The following is a 16,597-nucleotide window of genomic DNA, read 5'->3' on the forward strand; positions in this document are numbered from 1 at the left end:
GCTCTTCCTATCTGTGTGCCGGCCCGGTTGACGTCGTGACGATGCGGGAACACGAAGACGGCGCCCGCCCGCGGCCCCGTCGGGGCAGCGCGGTGCGGGCGCCGTCGGCGCAGCTACTTACCGGCCGCCTTGGCCTTGTTGACCTTGGCGTACTTCTGCTGGAACTTCGCGACCCGGCCGGCGGTGTCGAGCACACGCTGCTTGCCGGTGTAGAACGGGTGACACACGTTGCAGGTCTCCACGTGGATCTGGCCGTTCTTCGCGGTGCTACGGGTGGTGAACGTGTTACCGCAGGAGCAGGTGACCTGGGTCACGTCGTACTGCGGGTGAGCGTTGGGCTTCACGTCAGGGAGGTCCTCTCATCTGTGGTCGCCGGGTCGCCGTCTGCACCACCACTCGGGGTGGCTCGGGCGTGAACCGGTACCTGGCCGACGTACCAGTGTGCCATGCCGGTGACGACCGTCGTCCGCGGCCACCCGCGTCACGCACACCGGTCGGTGCAACGCCGCCGGTCACGCCGGCATTCCCCGTGGCCCCACCTCGTGGCCAGACATCGTCAAGGACGGTGCCCGGCCCCGGATCCCCCCGGACCCGCAACGGCCGGATCCACGATGCGGAAGGGGGCGGCCACGCTCGTCGCGTGACCGCCCCCTGTACCGTCCGTCGCTACTCGCCCGGCGTGGACTGGGCGATCTGCATCAGGAACTCGATGTTGGTCCGGGTCTTCTTGAGCCGGTCCAGCAGCAGGTCGAGCGCCTGCTGCGAGTCGAGCGCGTGCAGCACCTTGCGGAGCTTGTGCACGATGGCCATCTCTTCCGGCGCCATCAGGATCTCTTCCTTACGGGTGCTGGACGCGTCGATGTCGACGGCCGGGAACACCCGCTTGTCAGCGATCCTGCGGTCGAGCTTGAGCTCGGCGTTACCCGTGCCCTTGAACTCCTCGAAGATGACCGTGTCACCGGCCGACCCGGTCTCGACCAGCGCGGTCGCGAGAATGGTCAGCGAGCCGCCGTTCTCGATGTTGCGGGCCGCGCCGAGGAAGCGCTTCGGCGGGTACAGCGCGGTGGAGTCGATACCACCCGAGAGGATCCGGCCGCTGACCTTCGCCTCCAGGTTGTACGCCCGGCCCAGCCGGGTGATCGAGTCGAGCAGCACGACCACGTCGTGGCCCAGCTCGACCAGGCGCTTGGCCCGCTCGATCGCCAGCTCGGCGACCATGGTGTGGTCGCCCGGCGGCCGGTCGAACGTCGAGGCGATGACCTCGCCCTTCACCGACCGCTGCATGTCGGTGACCTCTTCGGGACGCTCGTCGACCAGCACCACCATCAGGTGGCACTCCGGGTTGTTGCGCGTGATCGCGTTCGCGATCGCCTGCAGCACCATCGTCTTGCCCGCCTTCGGCGGCGACACGATCAGCGCCCGCTGGCCCTTGCCGATCGGCATGACCAGGTCGATCACGCGGGTGGTCAGGATGTGCGGCTCGGTCTCCAGCCGCAGCCGCTCCTGCGGGTACAGCGGCGTCAGCTTGTAGAACTCCGGCCGACGACGCGCCTCCTCCGGCTCCATCCCGTTGATCGTGTCCAGCCGCACCAGCGGGTTGTACTTGTCGCGGCGCTGCTCGCCGTCGCGGGCCTGGCGCACGGCACCGGTGACCGCGTCACCGCGGCGCAGACCGTACTTCTTGACCTGCGACATCGACACGTACACGTCGTTGGCGCCGGCCAGGTAGCCGGTGGTCCGGATGAAGCCGTAGTTGTCGAGCACGTCGAGAATGCCGGCCACCGGGACGAGCACGTCGTCCTCGCTGGTCTGCGGCTCGCCGCCGCCCTCGCCGCCCCGCTCGCCACGGCCACGCCGCCGATCGCGGAACCGGCTGCGCCGCCCACGGCGGCCGGCGCCGTCACCATCGTCGTCAGCGTCGTCGCGGACGTCGTTGCGACTGTCGTTGCGGACGTTGCCGTCGCCGCGCTCACCACGGTCGTTACGACCGCGCTCACCGCGCTCACCGCGCTCACCACGGTCGTTACGGTCGCCGCGTTCGGCCCGCTCACCGCGTTCGGCCCGCTCACCGCGCTCGGCCCGCTCACCGCGCTCGGCCCGCTCACCGCGCTCGGCCCGCTCACCGCGCTCGGCCCGCTCACCGCGCTCGGCCCGCTCACCGCGTTCGGCCCGCTCACCGCGCTCGGCCCGCTCACCGCGCTCGGCCCGCTCACCGCGCTCGGCCCGCTCGTCGGCCCGGCCGTTGCGGTCACCGCGGCCACCGCGCTCGGCGCGCTCACCGCGCTCGGCGGCGTCGTCGCGACGCTCGGTGCGCTCGGCCGTTTCGGGGCGGGCACTCGCGCCGGCCTGCTCGGTGGTGTCCGCGGCGGTCGCCCGCGACTGCGGCGGACCGGCCGGCCGGCTGGCCCGGCGGGGAGCCCGCTCCTCGGCGTCGGCCGACTCGTCGGCCCGAACCTCGGCCCGCACCGCGGCGCGGGGGGCTTCCGCGCGGGCGGCGACCTCGGCGCGAGCGCCGGACGTCCGGGCGTCGCCGCCCTGCTTTTCCTGAATAGCGGCAACCAGCTCGCCCTTGCGCATGCGGGCGATGCCGGAAATGCCGAGCGACGAGGCCAGACTCTGCAGCTCAGGCAGTAGCATCGCGGACAGCCCGCTGCCGGCGCGCCGACGGCGGGTGGTGCCCGCGCGCTCAGCGTTCTCAGCCACGACCGACGAACGGTCGCCAGAGACGTCCGACGTCACGTCGGTAGTGTCGCTCAATGGATTCCTTCCCTCGATAGGCCGGGACTGCCCGGGTTTGAGGTACGACAGCCGGGGCGGTCCGCGGATACACCCGTTTCGCGTGGGCGTTACGGGGGTCTTTGCAGCCGTGCGGAAACCGGGCCACCGGTGCGGTCAGGCCCCGCCCACCGCAGGCGATCCGTGAAAGCTGCGGTTTGGCGGCCGAGGCTTGAGCAAGGGGTGCCACGGGGTGGTTTGCGGTACGCCGTCCCGCTCGAGATCGCCGCACTTGAAGCGGCTACTAGCTCTAGAGCGTAGTCAACCGGCCCAACCTGCGGCAACAGGGTCCCGCTCGGCGTGTTCAAGGGTACCCGATCTCGTGCCGATCGTCACTATCGCCCCCCTCAGGTCGATCTCAAGAGGGCGGACCTGCCAGCCGGGTTCCGATGGCGGTTCGCCGTAGTCGGTTCCGAACGCCAGCACCGTGGGGCCGGCACCGCTGACCACGGCGGCGATGCCGGCGGCGCGCAGCCGACCCACCAGCGCCGCGCTGGCCGGCGCTCCGCTGGCCCGGTACGGCTGGTGCAGCCGGTCCTCGGTCGCGGGGAACAGCAGTTCGGGAGCGCTGGTCAGGGCGTGCACCAGCAAGGCCGACCGGCCGGCGTTGAACGCCGCGTCGACGTGCGGCACCGACTCCGGCAGCGCCGCCCGGGCGACCTCGGTCAGGCCGCGCTCGGTGGGTACGTACACCACCGGGCGCACACCCGGCGCCGGGTCGACCCGGACCGCCCGCGCCCCGTCGGCCTCCGTCCACGCGATGGTGAACCCGCCGAGCAGGCACGGTGCGACGTTGTCGGGATGGCCTTCCAACCGGGCCGCCAACCGCAGAACCGCCTCGGTCGGCATCCGGACAGCGCCATCCACAACGAGCGCCCGGGCAGCGAGTATTCCCGCGACAATCGCGGCCGAGGACGAGCCCATGCCGCGCGCCTGCGGAATGCGGTTGTGGCAGCGCAGTTCCAGGCCGGCCGGGTGCTCACCCAGCTCGTCGAAGGCGGTCGTCATCGCGCGTACGACCAGGTGGCTGGCGTCGGTCGGCAGGACGCCCTCGCCCTCGCCGGTCACCGCCACGCTGACCCCGCCCGTGGTGACCCGCGCCGCCACGTCGTCATGACACCCGAGCGCGAGCCCGAGCGCGTCGAAGCCCGGCCCCAGATTTGCACTGGTCGCGGGGGCCCGTACCCATACCGGGTCGGTCAGGAACGCCATGCGGCACATGCTAGGCAACCGACCCGATGATGGTGTTCAGCGACCCGGCCCAGACTCGCCGGTGTGCTCGAATCCTCAGCGCGGGACCTCGACCCCGTCATCCCGGCCAGTCGCCCAGGAACGTCACACCTACATCGGCCGAACAGTCAGCCCGATCAAACCGATCGACGTACGACCATGGACTATAGGACCGAACTGGCCGGCGTCCCCACCCGGCGCAGGAGCCGCCGGGTGACCAGGCGCCAGCCGACCGCGTACCCGAGCGTGACCGCACCGCAGCAGGCCACCAGTACCCGGGTGGCGACGTGGTCGACGGAGACGCTCACGGACAGTTGGCTCACCGTGACCGCGATGGTCGCGATCATGACGTCCGTGGCGAAGACCCGGCCGCGCAGCGCGTCGGGTACCTGCGTCTGCAGGGCGAAACCGGTCATCGCCCAGTTGCCGCCACCGCCGACGTGCGCGACCACGACGAGCACCACGACCAGCCAGAACCACGGCGTCACCGCCGCCGCGAGGTACGCCGCCCCGTAGGTGGCCATGGAGAGCGCGATACCCGGCATCAGCCAGGACCGGTGCGCCAGGACCCGGCGTAGCAGCAGCGGCCCGATCAGCACCCCCAGCCCACGCGCGGCGAACAGCACACCGGTCCCGGCCGGGCCGACCGCGAACACGGCCGTGGCGAGCAGCGGGAACGTCGTCAGGACGCCGTTGCCCAGGCCCACCGCGGACTTGACCGTGACCAGCGCCGCGACCTGCGGCCGGGACCGGATGTAGCGCAGCGCCTGCCCGATGGCGGCGAACGTGCGTACCGGCGCAGGCGCGGTGCCGGCCTGCATCGGCCGGCGGATCGACCACACCACCGCCGTCGCCGACGCCAGGCAGACGGCGGTGACGACGAAACACGCGTACGGACTGACCCGCGCGGCGAGCACCCCACCCAGCGAGGCGGCGACGACGGTCATCGTGCCCCACGCGGAGCCGGCGACCGCGTTGGCGGCGCCGAGGTCGTTCGCGTCGACGAGGTTGGGCAACGCCGCCGACGCGGCCGGGGTGTAGAACGCCTTCGCCACTGCGAGGGCGGCCACGGCGACCGGCGCGACCCAGGCCGTACCGGGCGTGCGCACCAGCAGCAGCGCCAGGACGGCGAGCACCCCGGCGGCGTTGGTCGCGACCATGATGTACCGGCGGTCCAGCCGGTCGGCGACCGTACCGGCGAACGGCAGCAGCAGCGCCTGGATGCCGGTGTCGACGGCGAGGACCAGCCCGCCCCACAGCCCGCTACCGGTCAGCCGGGGCAGCAGCACCAGCAGCGGGACCATGACGAACCAGTCGCCGCCGAACATGACCAGTTCGGCGGCGACCAGGCGGCGGAAGTCCCGGTTGCGGCGCAGGACCGACAGGATCAAGCGAGGCCGAGCTCCCGGGCCGCCGCGAGCGCGTCCGCCGGAATGGTGGTCGGCGAGGGCGCGGTGGAGATCGCCCACTCCGGGTCCTTGAGGCCGTGGCCGGTGACCGTGCAGACGATCGTGGAGCCACGCGGTACCAGGCCGGCCTCGGCCGACTGGAGCAGCCCGGCGACGCTCGCCGCGCTCCCCAGCTCGACGAAGACGCCGACCTTGCGGGCCAGCAGCCGGTACGCGTTGAGGATGTCCCGGTCGCTGACGGCGTGGATGAGGCCGCCGGACTCGTCCCGCGCGTCGACCGCCCTGGTCCACGAGGCCGGGTTGCCGATCCGGATCGCGGTGGCGATCGTCTCCGGGTTATGCACGACGGAGCCGCGCACGATCGGCGCCGCGCCGGAGGCCTGGAAGCCGTACATCTTCGGCTTGCGGGTCGCCTCGCCGAAGGCGAACGCCTCGTTGTAGCCCATCCAGTACGCCGTGATGTTGCCGGCGTTGCCGACCGGCAGGCAGTGGATGTCGGGAGCGTCGCCGAGCGCCTCGACGATCTCGAACGACGCCGTCTTCTGCCCCTCCAACCGGTCCGGGTTGACCGAGTTGACCAGGGCCACCGGGTAGTCGATGGAGAGCTTGGACGCCAGCGCCAGGCAGTCGTCGAAGTTGCCGTTGACCTGGAGCAGCCGGGCGCCGTGCACCAGGGCCTGGGCCAGCTTGCCCATCGCGATCTTGCCAGTCGGCACGAGGACGGCGCAGGTCAGGCCGGCGCGGGCCGCGTACGCCGCCGCCGACGCCGACGTGTTACCGGTCGAGGCGCAGATGACCGCCTTCGCGCCGGACTCGACGGCCTTGGACACGGCCATCGTCATGCCCCGGTCCTTGAACGAACCGGTCGGATTGGCGCCCTCGACCTTGAGGTACACGTCGCAGTCGAGTCGCCCGGACAGCTCAGGCGCCGGTACCAGCGGCGTGTTGCCCTCCAGCAGGGTCACCACCGGGGTGGACTCGGTCACCGGCAGGCGGTCGCGGTACCGCTCGATCAATCCGCGCCACATGGCTACTCCCCTTCGACGCGCAGGACGCTGGCCACGGACCTGACGATGTCCAGCGTGCGCAGTTCGGCGACCGTGGCGGCCAGCGCCGCGTCCGGTGCCCGGTGCGTGACGATCACGAGGACGGCTTCGTTGCCGCGCCCCGACTGGTTGACGGTGGCAATACTGACGCCGTGCTTGGCGAACACGCCGGCGACGGCCGCCAGCACACCGGCACGGTCGGCCACGTCGAGGCTGATGTGGTAGCGGGTGACCGCCTCACCGATCGGACGGATGCGCAGGTCGGCGTAGGCGGACTCGCTGGGCGCGCGCACCCCGGCGAGGCGGTTGCGGGCGACCGCGACGATGTCGCCGAGCACCGCGCTCGCGGTGGGTGCCCCGCCGGCGCCCCGACCGTAGAACATCAGCTGGCCCGCGGCCTCGGCCTCGACGAAGACCGCGTTGAAGGCGTCGCCCACGCCGGCCAGCGGGTGGCTGCGCGGGATCATCGCCGGGTGCACCCGCACGCTCACACCGTCGAACGGACGGCCGTCCGCGCCGCTGCCGGCCTCGCTCCGCTCGGCGATGCACAGCAGCTTGATCGTGCAGCCCATCGCCCTCGCGCCGGCCATGTCGGCGGCGGTCACCTCGGTGATCCCCTCGCGGTGCACGTCCGCCGCCCGTACCCGGGTGTGGAACGCCAGCGACGCGAGGATCGCGGCCTTGGCGCCGGCGTCGAAGCCCTCCACGTCGGCGGTGGGGTCGGCCTCGGCGTACCCGAGGGCGGTCGCCTCGTCGAGCGCCTCGGAGAACCCGGCACCGGTCGCGTCCATCGACGACAGGATGAAGTTGGTGGTGCCGTTGACGATGCCGGTGACCCGGGTGATGCGGTCGCCGTGCAGCGACTCGCGCAGCGGCCGCAGCAGCGGGATGGCGCCGGCGACGGACGCCTCGTAGTACAGGTCGGCGTGCCCCTCCATGGCCGCGTCGTGCAGCGCCGGGCCGTCCTCGGCCAGCAGGGCCTTGTTGGCGGTCACGACGCTCTTGCCCCGCCGCAGCGCCTCGACCAGCCAGGTACGCGCCGGCTCGATCCCGCCGACGACCTCGACGACCACGTCCACGTCCTCGCGCTTGACCAGGTCCAGCGCGTCGGTCGTGAACAGGGCCGGGTCGACCGGCAGGTCACCGCGGTCGCGCGCGGGCCGGCGCACGGCGATGCCGGCCAGCTCCAGCGGCGCACCGACCCGGGCGGTCAGGTCGGCGGCCTGGTCATGCAGTAGACGCACCACTTCGGTACCGACGGTGCCGCAGCCGAGTAGCGCAATCCGGACCGGATTCATGCTCACCCCATGTCCAACGCGAGAAGGTCGTCCTCGGTCTCCCGGCGGACGACCACGCGGGCGGCGCCGTCGGCGACGGCCACCACCGGGGGCCGCGGCACGTGGTTGTAGTTGCTCGCCATGCTGCGGCAGTACGCACCCGTGCCCGGTACGGCGAGAAGATCTCCCGGCCGCACGTCCGCGGGCAGGAATTCATCCTTCACGACGATGTCCCCTGCCTCGCAATGTTTTCCCACCACCCGGGCGAGCATCGGCCCGGCGTCCGACGCCCGGCCGGCGATCGTGGCGGAGTAGGACGCGTCGTACAGCGCGGTGCGGATGTTGTCGCTCATGCCCCCGTCGACGCTGACGTAACTGCGGATACCGTCGACGTCCTTGACGGTGCCCACCTCGTAGAGCGTGAACATCGCCGGACCGGCGATCGCCCGGCCGGGCTCGATCGACAACCGCGGCACGGCCAGCCGCGCCAGCTCGCACTCGTCCTCGACGATCTTGCCGAGGCGCTTGGCCAGCTCCCCCGGGGCGGCCGGGTCGTCCTGGCTGGTGTACGCGATGCCGAAGCCGCCACCCAGGTCAAGCTCGGGCAGCTCGACGCCGCGCGCGTCGCGGATCTGTGCCGAAAGGCCCAGCACCCGCCGCGCCGACACCTCGAACCCGCCGGTGTCGAAGATCTGCGAGCCGATGTGCGAGTGCAGACCGCGCAGCTCCAGCACGTCCTCGTCGAGGATCTTCAGCGCGGCGGCGAGCGCCGCGCCACCGGCGAGCGAGAAGCCGAACTTCTGGTCCTCGTGCGCGGTCGCGATGTACTCGTGGGTGTGCGCCTCGACGCCCACGGTCACCCGGATCAACACCTGCGGACGGGCGCCGCGCTCGCGCGCGACGGCGGTCAACCGTTCGATCTCGTGGAACGAGTCGACGATGATCCGCCCGACCCCGGCGTCGACCGCCCGGGTCAGCTCGGCGGCCGACTTGTTGTTGCCGTGGAAGCCCAGGCGCTCGGGCGGCATACCGGCGGCGAGCGCCACCGCCAGCTCACCGCCGGAGCAGACGTCCAGGAAGAGCCCCTCCTCGGCGATCACGCGCACCACCGCGCGGCACAGGAACGCCTTGCCGGCGTAGTAGACGTCACAGTCTCCGAACGCCGCGACGAAGTCCCGGCAGCGGGCGCGGAAGTCGGCCTCGTCCAGCACGTACGCCGGGGTGCCGTACTCCTTGGCGATCTCCCGTACGTCGAGGCCGCCCACCGTCAGGGCGCCGGCCTCGCCGCGGGTCACCGTCCGCGGCCACAGCTGCGGCAGGAGGGCGTTGACGTCGTCGGGGGTACGCAGCCAGGCCGGGCCGCGGTGTCCGATGTCGGCGTGGAGTGCTCCCGCCTCGTGTGCGCGCATTCGTCCTTACATCCGTTCCGGGGCGGAGACGCCCAGCAGGTCGAGCCCGTTGGCGAAGACGACCCGGGCCGCCTCGACCAACCAGAGCCGGGCCCTCGTCAGGTCGGTCGCCTCCTCGTCGCCCTGAGGCAGAACCCGGCACGAGTCGTAGAACTTGTGGTACGCCGGCGCCAGCGTCTCCTCCAGGTAGCGGGCCACCCGGTGCGGCTCCCGCAGCTCGGCGGCGGCCGTCACGATCCCCGGGAACTCGCCGAGCGCCTTGAGCAGTTCGTTCTCCTTCTCGTGGCTGAGCAATGACGGATCGTAGTCGTCGCCGCGCGTAATGCCCAAGTCGGCCGCGTGACGCAGCAGGCTGGCGATCCGGGCGTGCGCGTACTGCACGTAGAAGACCGGGTTGTCGTTGCTGCGCCGGGTCCACAGCTCGATGTCGATGTCGATCGGCGAGTCGACCGAGTACCGCGCCAGCGCGTACCGGGCGGCGTCCACGCCGATCGCGTCGACCAGATCCTCGATCGTCACCACCGTGCCGGCGCGCTTGCTCATCCGGACCGGCTGGCCCTCCCGGACCAGGTTGACCATCTGGCCGATCAGGATCTCCAGGTTGCGCTCGGGGTCGTCACCGAAGCACGCCGACATGGCCTTCATCCGGCCGATGTAGCCGTGGTGGTCGGCGCCCAGCATGATCACGACCCGCTCGAAGCCGCGCTCGCGCTTGTCCAGGTAGTACGCGCAGTCGGCGGCGAAGTACGTCCAGGCGCCGTCGGACTTGCGCAGCACCCGGTCCTTGTCGTCGCCGAAGTCGGTGGTGCGCAGCCAGGTCGCGCCCTCGGCGTCGTACACGTGGCCCTGCTCGCGCAGCCGGGCCAGTGCCGCGTCCAGCTCACCGCGCTCGTGCAGGTCCTTCTCGTTGAAGTACCGGTCGAAGTGCACGCCGAACTGCGCCAACGACTCCTTGATCTCGTCGAACATCAGGGCGATGCCCTCGACCCGGAAGATCTCCTGCGGGTCGGGCGCGCTCAGCGCGTCGGGCCGCTTGGCCAGCACGGCCTGGGCGATGTCGGTGATGTACCCGCCGCCGTAGCCGTCCTCCGGCGTCGGCTCCCCCTTCGCGGCAGCCAGCAGCGAGTTGGCGAACCGGTCGATCTGCGCACCGGCGTCGTTGAAGTAGTACTCGGTGCCGACCTCCGCGCCGACGGAGCGCAGCAGCCGGCTCAGCGCGTCACCGACGGCCGCCCAGCGCACCCCGCCGATGTGGATCGGACCGGTCGGGTTGGCCGACACGAACTCCAGGTTGATTTTCTCTCCGGCCAGGGTGGCGGTGCGCCCGTAGTCGCGGCCGGCCTCGACCACGAGGCGGGCCAGCCGGCCGGCGGCGGCCGGGTCGAGCCGGACGTTGAGGAAGCCCGGGCCGGCGACCTCGACGGCCTTGACGCCGTCGACGCGCTCGAGCCGCGCGGCAAGGGCGACGGCCAGCTCACGGGGGTTGGCGCCGACCTTCTTGGCGATCTGCAGGACGAGCGCGGAGGCGTAGTCGCCGTGCTCGGGGTTGCGGGGTCGCTCGACGCTGGTCGTCGCGGGGAGCACGGACGCGTCGAGGCCGCGTTCGGTCAGGACGGAGCGGGCGGCGTCGAGGATGGCGGCAGCAAGGTCGGCGGGAGTCACCGAGTAATGCTATCGAGGGTAGACTCCTCAATCTGGTGGCGACCCGATGTGCTGGTCACAATGCGGGATGTCGCCGTGCCCCGGGTCCGATTTCCTGAATATCCCCCCACCTGACGAGGCCCCATGAGCATGAGTACGCAGCACGGCGGCGGGACGCGCCGACCGTCGAGCACGAAGCCCGGCGGAAAGCCGAAGGACGGCCCGGCGGACAAGGCCGGCGAGAAGACGGGTGACAAGGCGGGCGCCAAGCCCGGGGCGGGCGCCAAGCCCGGGGCGGCAGCCAGCGGCGCCGGCGCTGCCAAGAACACCGGCGCCGCCAAGAAGGGTGCGCGGCCGGCCGCGGGCGGCAAGGGCGGCGGCCGCCGGCCGGTCACCCCGGTGAAGGTCAATCAGGGTCGCAACTGGGGACCGATCGCCATGTTCAGCGCGGTCGGCCTGATCGCGGCCGGCATCATCGGCTTCGGTGGCTACCAGGTCTACCAGAACGGCATGAGCTGGGAAGACCGGGCCGCCAAGATCAGCGGCATCCAGAACTACCGCAAGTCGAACCCGAAGATGCTGGAGTACCAGCAGCACCAGCCGGGGAAGATCAACTACCCGATGGCACCGCCGGTCGGTGGCGTGCACAACGACAACTGGCAACGCTGCCTCGGCGACGTGTACACCGCGCCGATCGCGAACGAGCACGCCGTCCACAGCATGGAGCACGGCGCGATCTGGATCACGTACCGTCCCGACCTGCCCAAGGCCGAGGTCGACCAGCTCGCCAAGAAGGTCAAGGGCCACGACTACACGCTGATGAGCCCGTACGAGGGCCAGGACAAGCCGATCTCGGTGCAGACCTGGGGCTACCAGCTCAAGGTCGACAAGGCCGACGACCCGCGCATCGACCAGTTCGTCAAGGCGCTGCGCGAGATCTCCGCCAAGGAGCCGGGCGCGACCTGCTCCTCGGGTGCGTACATCACCGAGACCGGGACCACCCCGCGTGACCTGCAGCCCGACACGTCCGGCGGCCAGGCCGGCATGCCGGGCGGCACCGGCTGATGCCGGCGATCCTGCCGTCGTCGCGGCGGGTCCGGCTGCTCCTCGCCGGGCTCGCCGCGGTGGTGGCGCTGGTCCTGGCGTACGCCGGGGGCGTGGCCTCGGCCGGGCTGTACGGCCCGGGCGAGAACTCCCCCGAGGCCGGCTTCGTCCGCGACATGTCCCTGCACCACGGCCAGGCCGTCGAGATGGGGATGCTGGCCTACCGGAAGGCCACCGATCCGGAGGTCCGCCAGGAGGGGTACGACATCGCCCTCACCCAGGAGAACCAGCGCGGCATGATGAAGGCCTGGCTGGACAAGTGGCACGTCCACCGCAGCTCCGACCAGCCGCCGATGTCCTGGATGCCGGGCGGCGAGAAGGAGATGACCCCCGACGGCCGCATGCCCGGCATGGCCTCCGACGAGGAGCTGACGAAGCTCAACACGGTCACCGGCAAGGACTTCGACATCCTCTTCTGCCAGTTGATGATCCGCCACCACCTCGGCGGCATCCACATGGCCGACGCCGTCCTCAAGCAGAGCAAGAACCCCGACGTGGTCGGGCTGGCCGACTTGATGAAATCCGGCCAGCAGAACGAGATCACGATCTTCAACAGCATCCTGGCCCGGTTGGGCGCGAAGCCCCTCCAGTAGGGCCCGTACGGACGACGGCGGGTCGGTACCGGGTTAGCCCGGTACCGACCCGCCGTCGTCTTGCGTCTACCGTCCGCCGCACGGCGCCACCCCCGGTCGCCTCGTCTACCGTGTGGCCCCGCGTGACAGGCGGCGTCATCTGTCACGGGCTGGCTACCTCCGGTCCAGCCCCGCCGCGCCGGCGCCCCTGGGTGCCTCCTCCGGCCGGCCCGCGGCCTGGAACTCGGATCGCCGGGTAGCCCGGCTCGCGGCGGTCCCGGGCGGCGGCAGGTACGCGAGCGCGGACAGGGCCGCGTTCGCGCCACTGACGGCCGCGACCGCCGCGATGCGGTAGCTCGTCATGGTTGCCTCCCGGGAGCACGTTGGTTGCAAATGCAGATCCTGCCGGCCCTGGAGGCGTGAACAAGTCCCCTGAACAGGCACTATTCCCGGCCGACCACCGTTCGGAGCCGGACATAACGGGCAGCGTGTGACGCGCCGCCAACCGCCGCGCGGAACGCGATCCGTCTCTGCTACTCTTCTCTGGTCGCAAGGGCCCCCGTAGCTCAGGGGATAGAGCACCGCCCTCCGGAGGCGGGTGCGCAGGTTCGAATCCTGCCGGGGGCACCAGATAGATGGGCACGGTCGTCAAGATCACGAACGTTGGTGATCGAGGCGGCCGTTTCGCTTTGCGTCGATCGTGAGGCTGCGGGGCGGCGCCGGTCGGGTGGTGCCCGATGAGCGCCACGAATCGGGTGATCGTCGGCGCGGCCGGAACGACGGTGATCGGGCTGGCCGGAGTCGCCGGGGCAATTTCGCACTCACACATGGCGGAGTTGGCGCGGCTGCACGGCGAGGTCGGGTGGCGGGCGCACGCGTTCCGGTGTCGGTCGACGGGATCGAGATCGTGGCATCACTGGTGCTGTTGGCGCATCGCCGGGCCGGTGCGCGGGCGGGTCGGCTGCCGTGGGCGGCGCTGGCGGCCGGGACGGCGGCGAACGTAGCGGTCGGCGGGGCGGATCCGGTCGGGCGGCTGGTGGCCGACTGGCCGGCAGTGGCGTTGCTCGTGTCAATCAAGCTGCTGTCCGGACTGCCGGATGCCGCTCCATCGGGGACCGCCATGGGCGGCACTTCCCGGGATGAGACCGCTGGTCCGGGATCACTTGGTCCCGTTGGGTCGGTCCCCGACGTTGGGACCGGGTCGGGACCGGACCAGCAAGACCGGTGAACCGGGACGGCGATGGGCGCGACGGGACCGTCGGGACCGAGCAGTCCGTGAGCCGGTCCCGGACCGGGACTGATCTGGCGGGTTTGGAGGCTGCCGCGCGGCTGGTCCGGGACCGATTGATCGCCGAGGGATCTCCGGTGAACCGGAGGAACCTGGCGGTGGGGCTGCGAGCCGGTGGTCACCGGGTCCGCAACGATCGGCTCGGTCACTTCCTCCACGTCGTCGCCGGCGAGGTGGATACGCGGTCTGCGCCTACCGACGAGAGTCGGCGTCGGCTCCAGCAGGCGGTGCCGCCGATGCGTAACTGTCAGCGGTGTGCCGCCTCGCCGCGGGCGATCCTGTCGGCGCCGTCGGCCACCGCGGTGGATCTCTCCGGCGGCGCGGTGTCTGTTACCAACTGGTCATCAGTGACAGCGGCGGCCGGCGTGACAGCCTGTGGACCCGCCGCAGCTCACAACGACAAGGTGATCGTGGACATGTTGCGATCCTCGCCCGGTCCGTAAACCGGGCGCAGCGGTTCATGACCAGTACAAACTTGCCCTATCAGACTACAAGCGGATGCACACCGAGTACCCCTTGTTCCTTTGGCACCGCTTCGCCGCCTCGGAACCTGCCGCAAAAGCCGGCGAGCTAAGGGTTCCTAGATCACCAAGCCTGCATAAACCTATGGTGCGGTGGGCGACCTGCGGGACGGCCATCAGGGTGTGCTGCCCGGGGTGGCACCTCCTCTGACGGTACGGGGAGGATGTCCGCGTGGTGGTGGACGAGCCCGGACATGACGACCCACCGTCAGGCGCCGGTACGGCGTCCGGTGGGCCCGTTGCCGCGCGGCTGGTGGCGGCGGCCCGGGACGGCGACCCGCTCGCCTTCGGTGCCCTTGTCGATCCGCTGCGCGGGGAGCTGCACGCGCACTGTTACCGCATGCTGGGGTCCGTCCACGACGCCGACGACGCCGTCCAGGAGACGCTGGTACGGGCCTGGCGGGGCCTGGACCGGTTCGAAGACCGCGGGTCGATCCGGCCGTGGCTGTACCGGATCGCGACCAACCGGTGCCTGACGCTGATCGAGCGCCGGGGCCGCCGGGAACTCCCGACCGACCTGAGCCCGGCTGCGGCGCCGCCGGCCGAGACAGCGTGGGTCGAACCGTACCCGGACGACCGGCTGGGCTGGACGCGGGAGCTGAGCCCCGAGGCGCGCGTACTGGCGCGCGAGCGCGTAGAGCTTGCTTTCGTCGCCGCGTTGCAGCACCTGTCCGGTCCGCAGCGCGCCGTGTTGCTGCTGCGGGAGGTCCTCGGGTTCACCGCCCGGGAGGTCGCCGACCTGCTGGGTACCACGGTTACGGGAGTCAACAGCGCCCTGCAACGGGCCCGCCGGGTGATCGACGCGGCGTTACCCGCGGAGAGCCAGCAGGCGACGCTGCGCTCCCTGGGCGACCGGGCGGTGCGGGACCTGGCGCAGCGGTACGCCGCCGCGTGGGAGGCCGGCGACGTCGAGGCGATCGTGGCGATGCTGGCTGAGGACGCCCGGTACTCCATGCCGCCACTGCCGGTCTGGTACTCCGGCCGCGCGGACATCCGCGGGTTCCTCCTCGCGGCGCCGCTGGCACGGCGGTGGCGGTTCCTGCCGGCGCGGGCGAACGGGCAGGTGGCCTTCGGCACGTACCGGTGGGACGGGGCCGAGGCGGCCTACGTCGCGGCCGGGCTGGACCTGCTGGCCCTGCGCGGTACCCGCATCGTCGAGGTGGTCTCGTTCCTGACGGCGGACCTGACGGCGTTCGGGCTGCCCGACAGGGTCATGGGCTGATTCGACGCGCGCGATGAGTCCACGCCGTCGCGGGGGTTGTAGTCGTGACAGCTGCCACGTACCCGAAGGAGGCACTCCGTGCGACCCCCGCACCCCACGACCCCGCCGAGCGGACCGCAGCCGGGCGGACCGCAGCCGGGCGGCGCGGCGACGGCCGGCGACGAAGCGTCGATCAGGGATCTCATCGAGCGCTGGGCGAACGCCGTGCACACCGGTGACCTCGACGGCGTCCTGGCCGACCACGCGGACGACATCGTGATGTTCGACGTACCGCCACCGCACGAGGGCGTACGCGGGATCGACGCGTACCGCGAGGCCTGGCCGCCGTTCCTGCGCTGGCAGGCACAGGGCGCCCGGTTCGAGATCACCTCACTGGAGGTGACCGCGGGCGGCGACGTCGCGTTCGCGTACGCCCTGCTGCGTTGCGGCGCCCCACAGGACCTGGCGCGCGACCCGGACATCCGGCTGCGCCTGACCCTCGGCCTGCGCAAGGAGGGCGGTCGCTGGGTCGTCGCGCACGAGCACCACTCGTTCGCCGAGGCCCACGACCACACCGACGCCCGCGACCACACCGACGCCCGCGACCACACCGACCCGCGCGACCCGGCCGACGCCCACGACCCCGATACCGGCGACGAGGCGGCCGCACGGGAGGTGCGTGCGCTGCACCAATACTGGTTCGACCGTACCGCCGCCAAGGACCTCGACGCGCTGATGGCGCACATCGCCACCGACGTCGTCTCCTACGAGCACGAAGAGCCCCTGGAGTACCTCGGCGTGGACAGCGTCCGCGAGGTCTGCGCGCGCGGCCTCGACGCCGGCGACGCCACGGCGACCTGGCAGGTACCGGACCTGACGGTCCTCGCCCGAGGGGACCTCGCCGTCGCCTGGGGACTCAACCGGATGGGCGTCGAGCACCCGGACGGCAGGATCGAGGAGTACTGGTCGCGCGGGACCCGGGTGTTCCGGAAGGTCGGTGGCGCGTGGTCGATGATCCACCAGCACCTGTCGTACCCGGTCGATCCCGGTACCGGGCAGGCCAGGACGGACCTGCGTCCCCGGTGAGGATGCTCACGCGCGGCGCCGACGGCGACCGTACGCGC

General features: G+C 71.6%; 14 protein-coding genes and 1 tRNA gene. 6 read left to right on the top strand and 9 right to left on the bottom strand.

From position 1 onward, the window contains the following. Nucleotides 1–113 precede the first annotated feature (113 nt). The 8 genes from rpmE to argS form a co-directional block, all read right to left on the bottom strand. On the bottom strand, nucleotides 114–344 hold the full coding sequence (gene rpmE, locus ACNTMW_RS27355; protein ID WP_426636731.1) for a 50S ribosomal protein L31: 231 nt from the start codon (nucleotides 342–344) through the stop codon (nucleotides 114–116). A gap of 322 nt (nucleotides 345–666) precedes the next feature. Next, nucleotides 667–2,757: a transcription termination factor Rho gene (gene rho, locus ACNTMW_RS27360; RefSeq protein WP_426636732.1), complete on the bottom strand. Its 2,091-nt coding sequence runs from the start codon at nucleotides 2,755–2,757 to the stop codon at nucleotides 667–669. Between the two features lie 279 nt (nucleotides 2,758–3,036). Next, the gene (gene thrB, locus ACNTMW_RS27365) at nucleotides 3,037–3,987 is read right to left on the bottom strand and encodes a homoserine kinase (protein ID WP_426636733.1); all 951 of its coding nucleotides are present in this window, start codon (nucleotides 3,985–3,987) and stop codon (nucleotides 3,037–3,039) included. 182 nt (nucleotides 3,988–4,169) lie between these two features. After that, nucleotides 4,170–5,396: an MFS transporter gene (locus ACNTMW_RS27370; protein WP_426636735.1), complete on the bottom strand. Its 1,227-nt coding sequence runs from the start codon at nucleotides 5,394–5,396 to the stop codon at nucleotides 4,170–4,172. Further along, on the bottom strand, nucleotides 5,393–6,442 hold the full coding sequence (gene thrC, locus ACNTMW_RS27375) for a threonine synthase (protein ID WP_426636736.1): 1,050 nt from the start codon (nucleotides 6,440–6,442) through the stop codon (nucleotides 5,393–5,395). Before thrC ends, ACNTMW_RS27370 begins: the two co-directional genes overlap by 4 nt. Nucleotides 6,443–6,444: 2 nt before the next feature. Further along, the gene (locus ACNTMW_RS27380; protein ID WP_426636737.1) at nucleotides 6,445–7,758 is read right to left on the bottom strand and encodes a homoserine dehydrogenase; all 1,314 of its coding nucleotides are present in this window, start codon (nucleotides 7,756–7,758) and stop codon (nucleotides 6,445–6,447) included. A 2-nt stretch (nucleotides 7,759–7,760) separates the two neighbouring features. Then, nucleotides 7,761–9,146 (bottom strand): diaminopimelate decarboxylase, encoded by a 1,386-nt coding sequence (gene lysA, locus ACNTMW_RS27385; RefSeq protein ID WP_426636738.1) that lies wholly within the window; start codon nucleotides 9,144–9,146, stop codon nucleotides 7,761–7,763. Nucleotides 9,147–9,152: 6 nt separating this feature from the next. Then, nucleotides 9,153–10,808, bottom strand: coding sequence for an arginine--tRNA ligase (gene argS, locus ACNTMW_RS27390; RefSeq protein ID WP_426636739.1), 1,656 nt, complete (start codon nucleotides 10,806–10,808; stop codon nucleotides 9,153–9,155). A 123-nt stretch (nucleotides 10,809–10,931) separates the two neighbouring features. On the opposite strand from argS, the gene ACNTMW_RS27395 reads away from it, so the two are divergent. Both ACNTMW_RS27395 and ACNTMW_RS27400 read left to right on the top strand, forming a co-directional pair. Next, entirely contained in the window at nucleotides 10,932–11,852 is a 921-nt protein-coding gene (locus ACNTMW_RS27395; RefSeq protein ID WP_426636740.1) for a thioredoxin-like domain-containing protein, read from the top strand. Further along, nucleotides 11,852–12,484 (top strand): DUF305 domain-containing protein, encoded by a 633-nt coding sequence (locus ACNTMW_RS27400; RefSeq protein ID WP_426636741.1) that lies wholly within the window; start codon nucleotides 11,852–11,854, stop codon nucleotides 12,482–12,484. The genes ACNTMW_RS27395 and ACNTMW_RS27400 overlap by 1 nt, the downstream gene beginning before the upstream one ends. A 153-nt stretch (nucleotides 12,485–12,637) precedes the next feature. Here the strand turns inward: ACNTMW_RS27400 and ACNTMW_RS27405 are convergent, their stop codons facing one another. Continuing rightward, entirely contained in the window at nucleotides 12,638–12,826 is a 189-nt protein-coding gene (locus ACNTMW_RS27405) for a hypothetical protein (protein ID WP_426636742.1), read from the bottom strand. Nucleotides 12,827–13,018: 192 nt separating this feature from the next. Here ACNTMW_RS27405 and ACNTMW_RS27410 point away from each other — a divergent pair. The 4 genes from ACNTMW_RS27410 (at nucleotide 13,019) to ACNTMW_RS27425 (ending at nucleotide 16,559) form a co-directional block, all read left to right on the top strand. Next, nucleotides 13,019–13,093 (top strand) — tRNA-Arg (locus tag ACNTMW_RS27410). 289 nt (nucleotides 13,094–13,382) lie between these two features. Beyond that, nucleotides 13,383–13,691, top strand: a complete 309-nt coding sequence (locus tag ACNTMW_RS27415) for a hypothetical protein (RefSeq protein WP_426636757.1) — start codon at nucleotides 13,383–13,385, stop codon at nucleotides 13,689–13,691. Between the two features lie 831 nt (nucleotides 13,692–14,522). Beyond that, nucleotides 14,523–15,494 (top strand): sigma-70 family RNA polymerase sigma factor, encoded by a 972-nt coding sequence (locus tag ACNTMW_RS27420; RefSeq protein ID WP_426636758.1) that lies wholly within the window; start codon nucleotides 14,523–14,525, stop codon nucleotides 15,492–15,494. A gap of 171 nt (nucleotides 15,495–15,665) precedes the next feature. Further along, entirely contained in the window at nucleotides 15,666–16,559 is an 894-nt protein-coding gene (locus ACNTMW_RS27425) for a nuclear transport factor 2 family protein (protein ID WP_426636759.1), read from the top strand. Nucleotides 16,560–16,597 lie beyond the last annotated feature (38 nt).

This window comes from Planosporangium spinosum, assembly GCF_049999945.1.
Taxonomy (GTDB): Bacteria; Actinomycetota; Actinomycetes; order Mycobacteriales; family Micromonosporaceae; genus Planosporangium; species Planosporangium spinosum.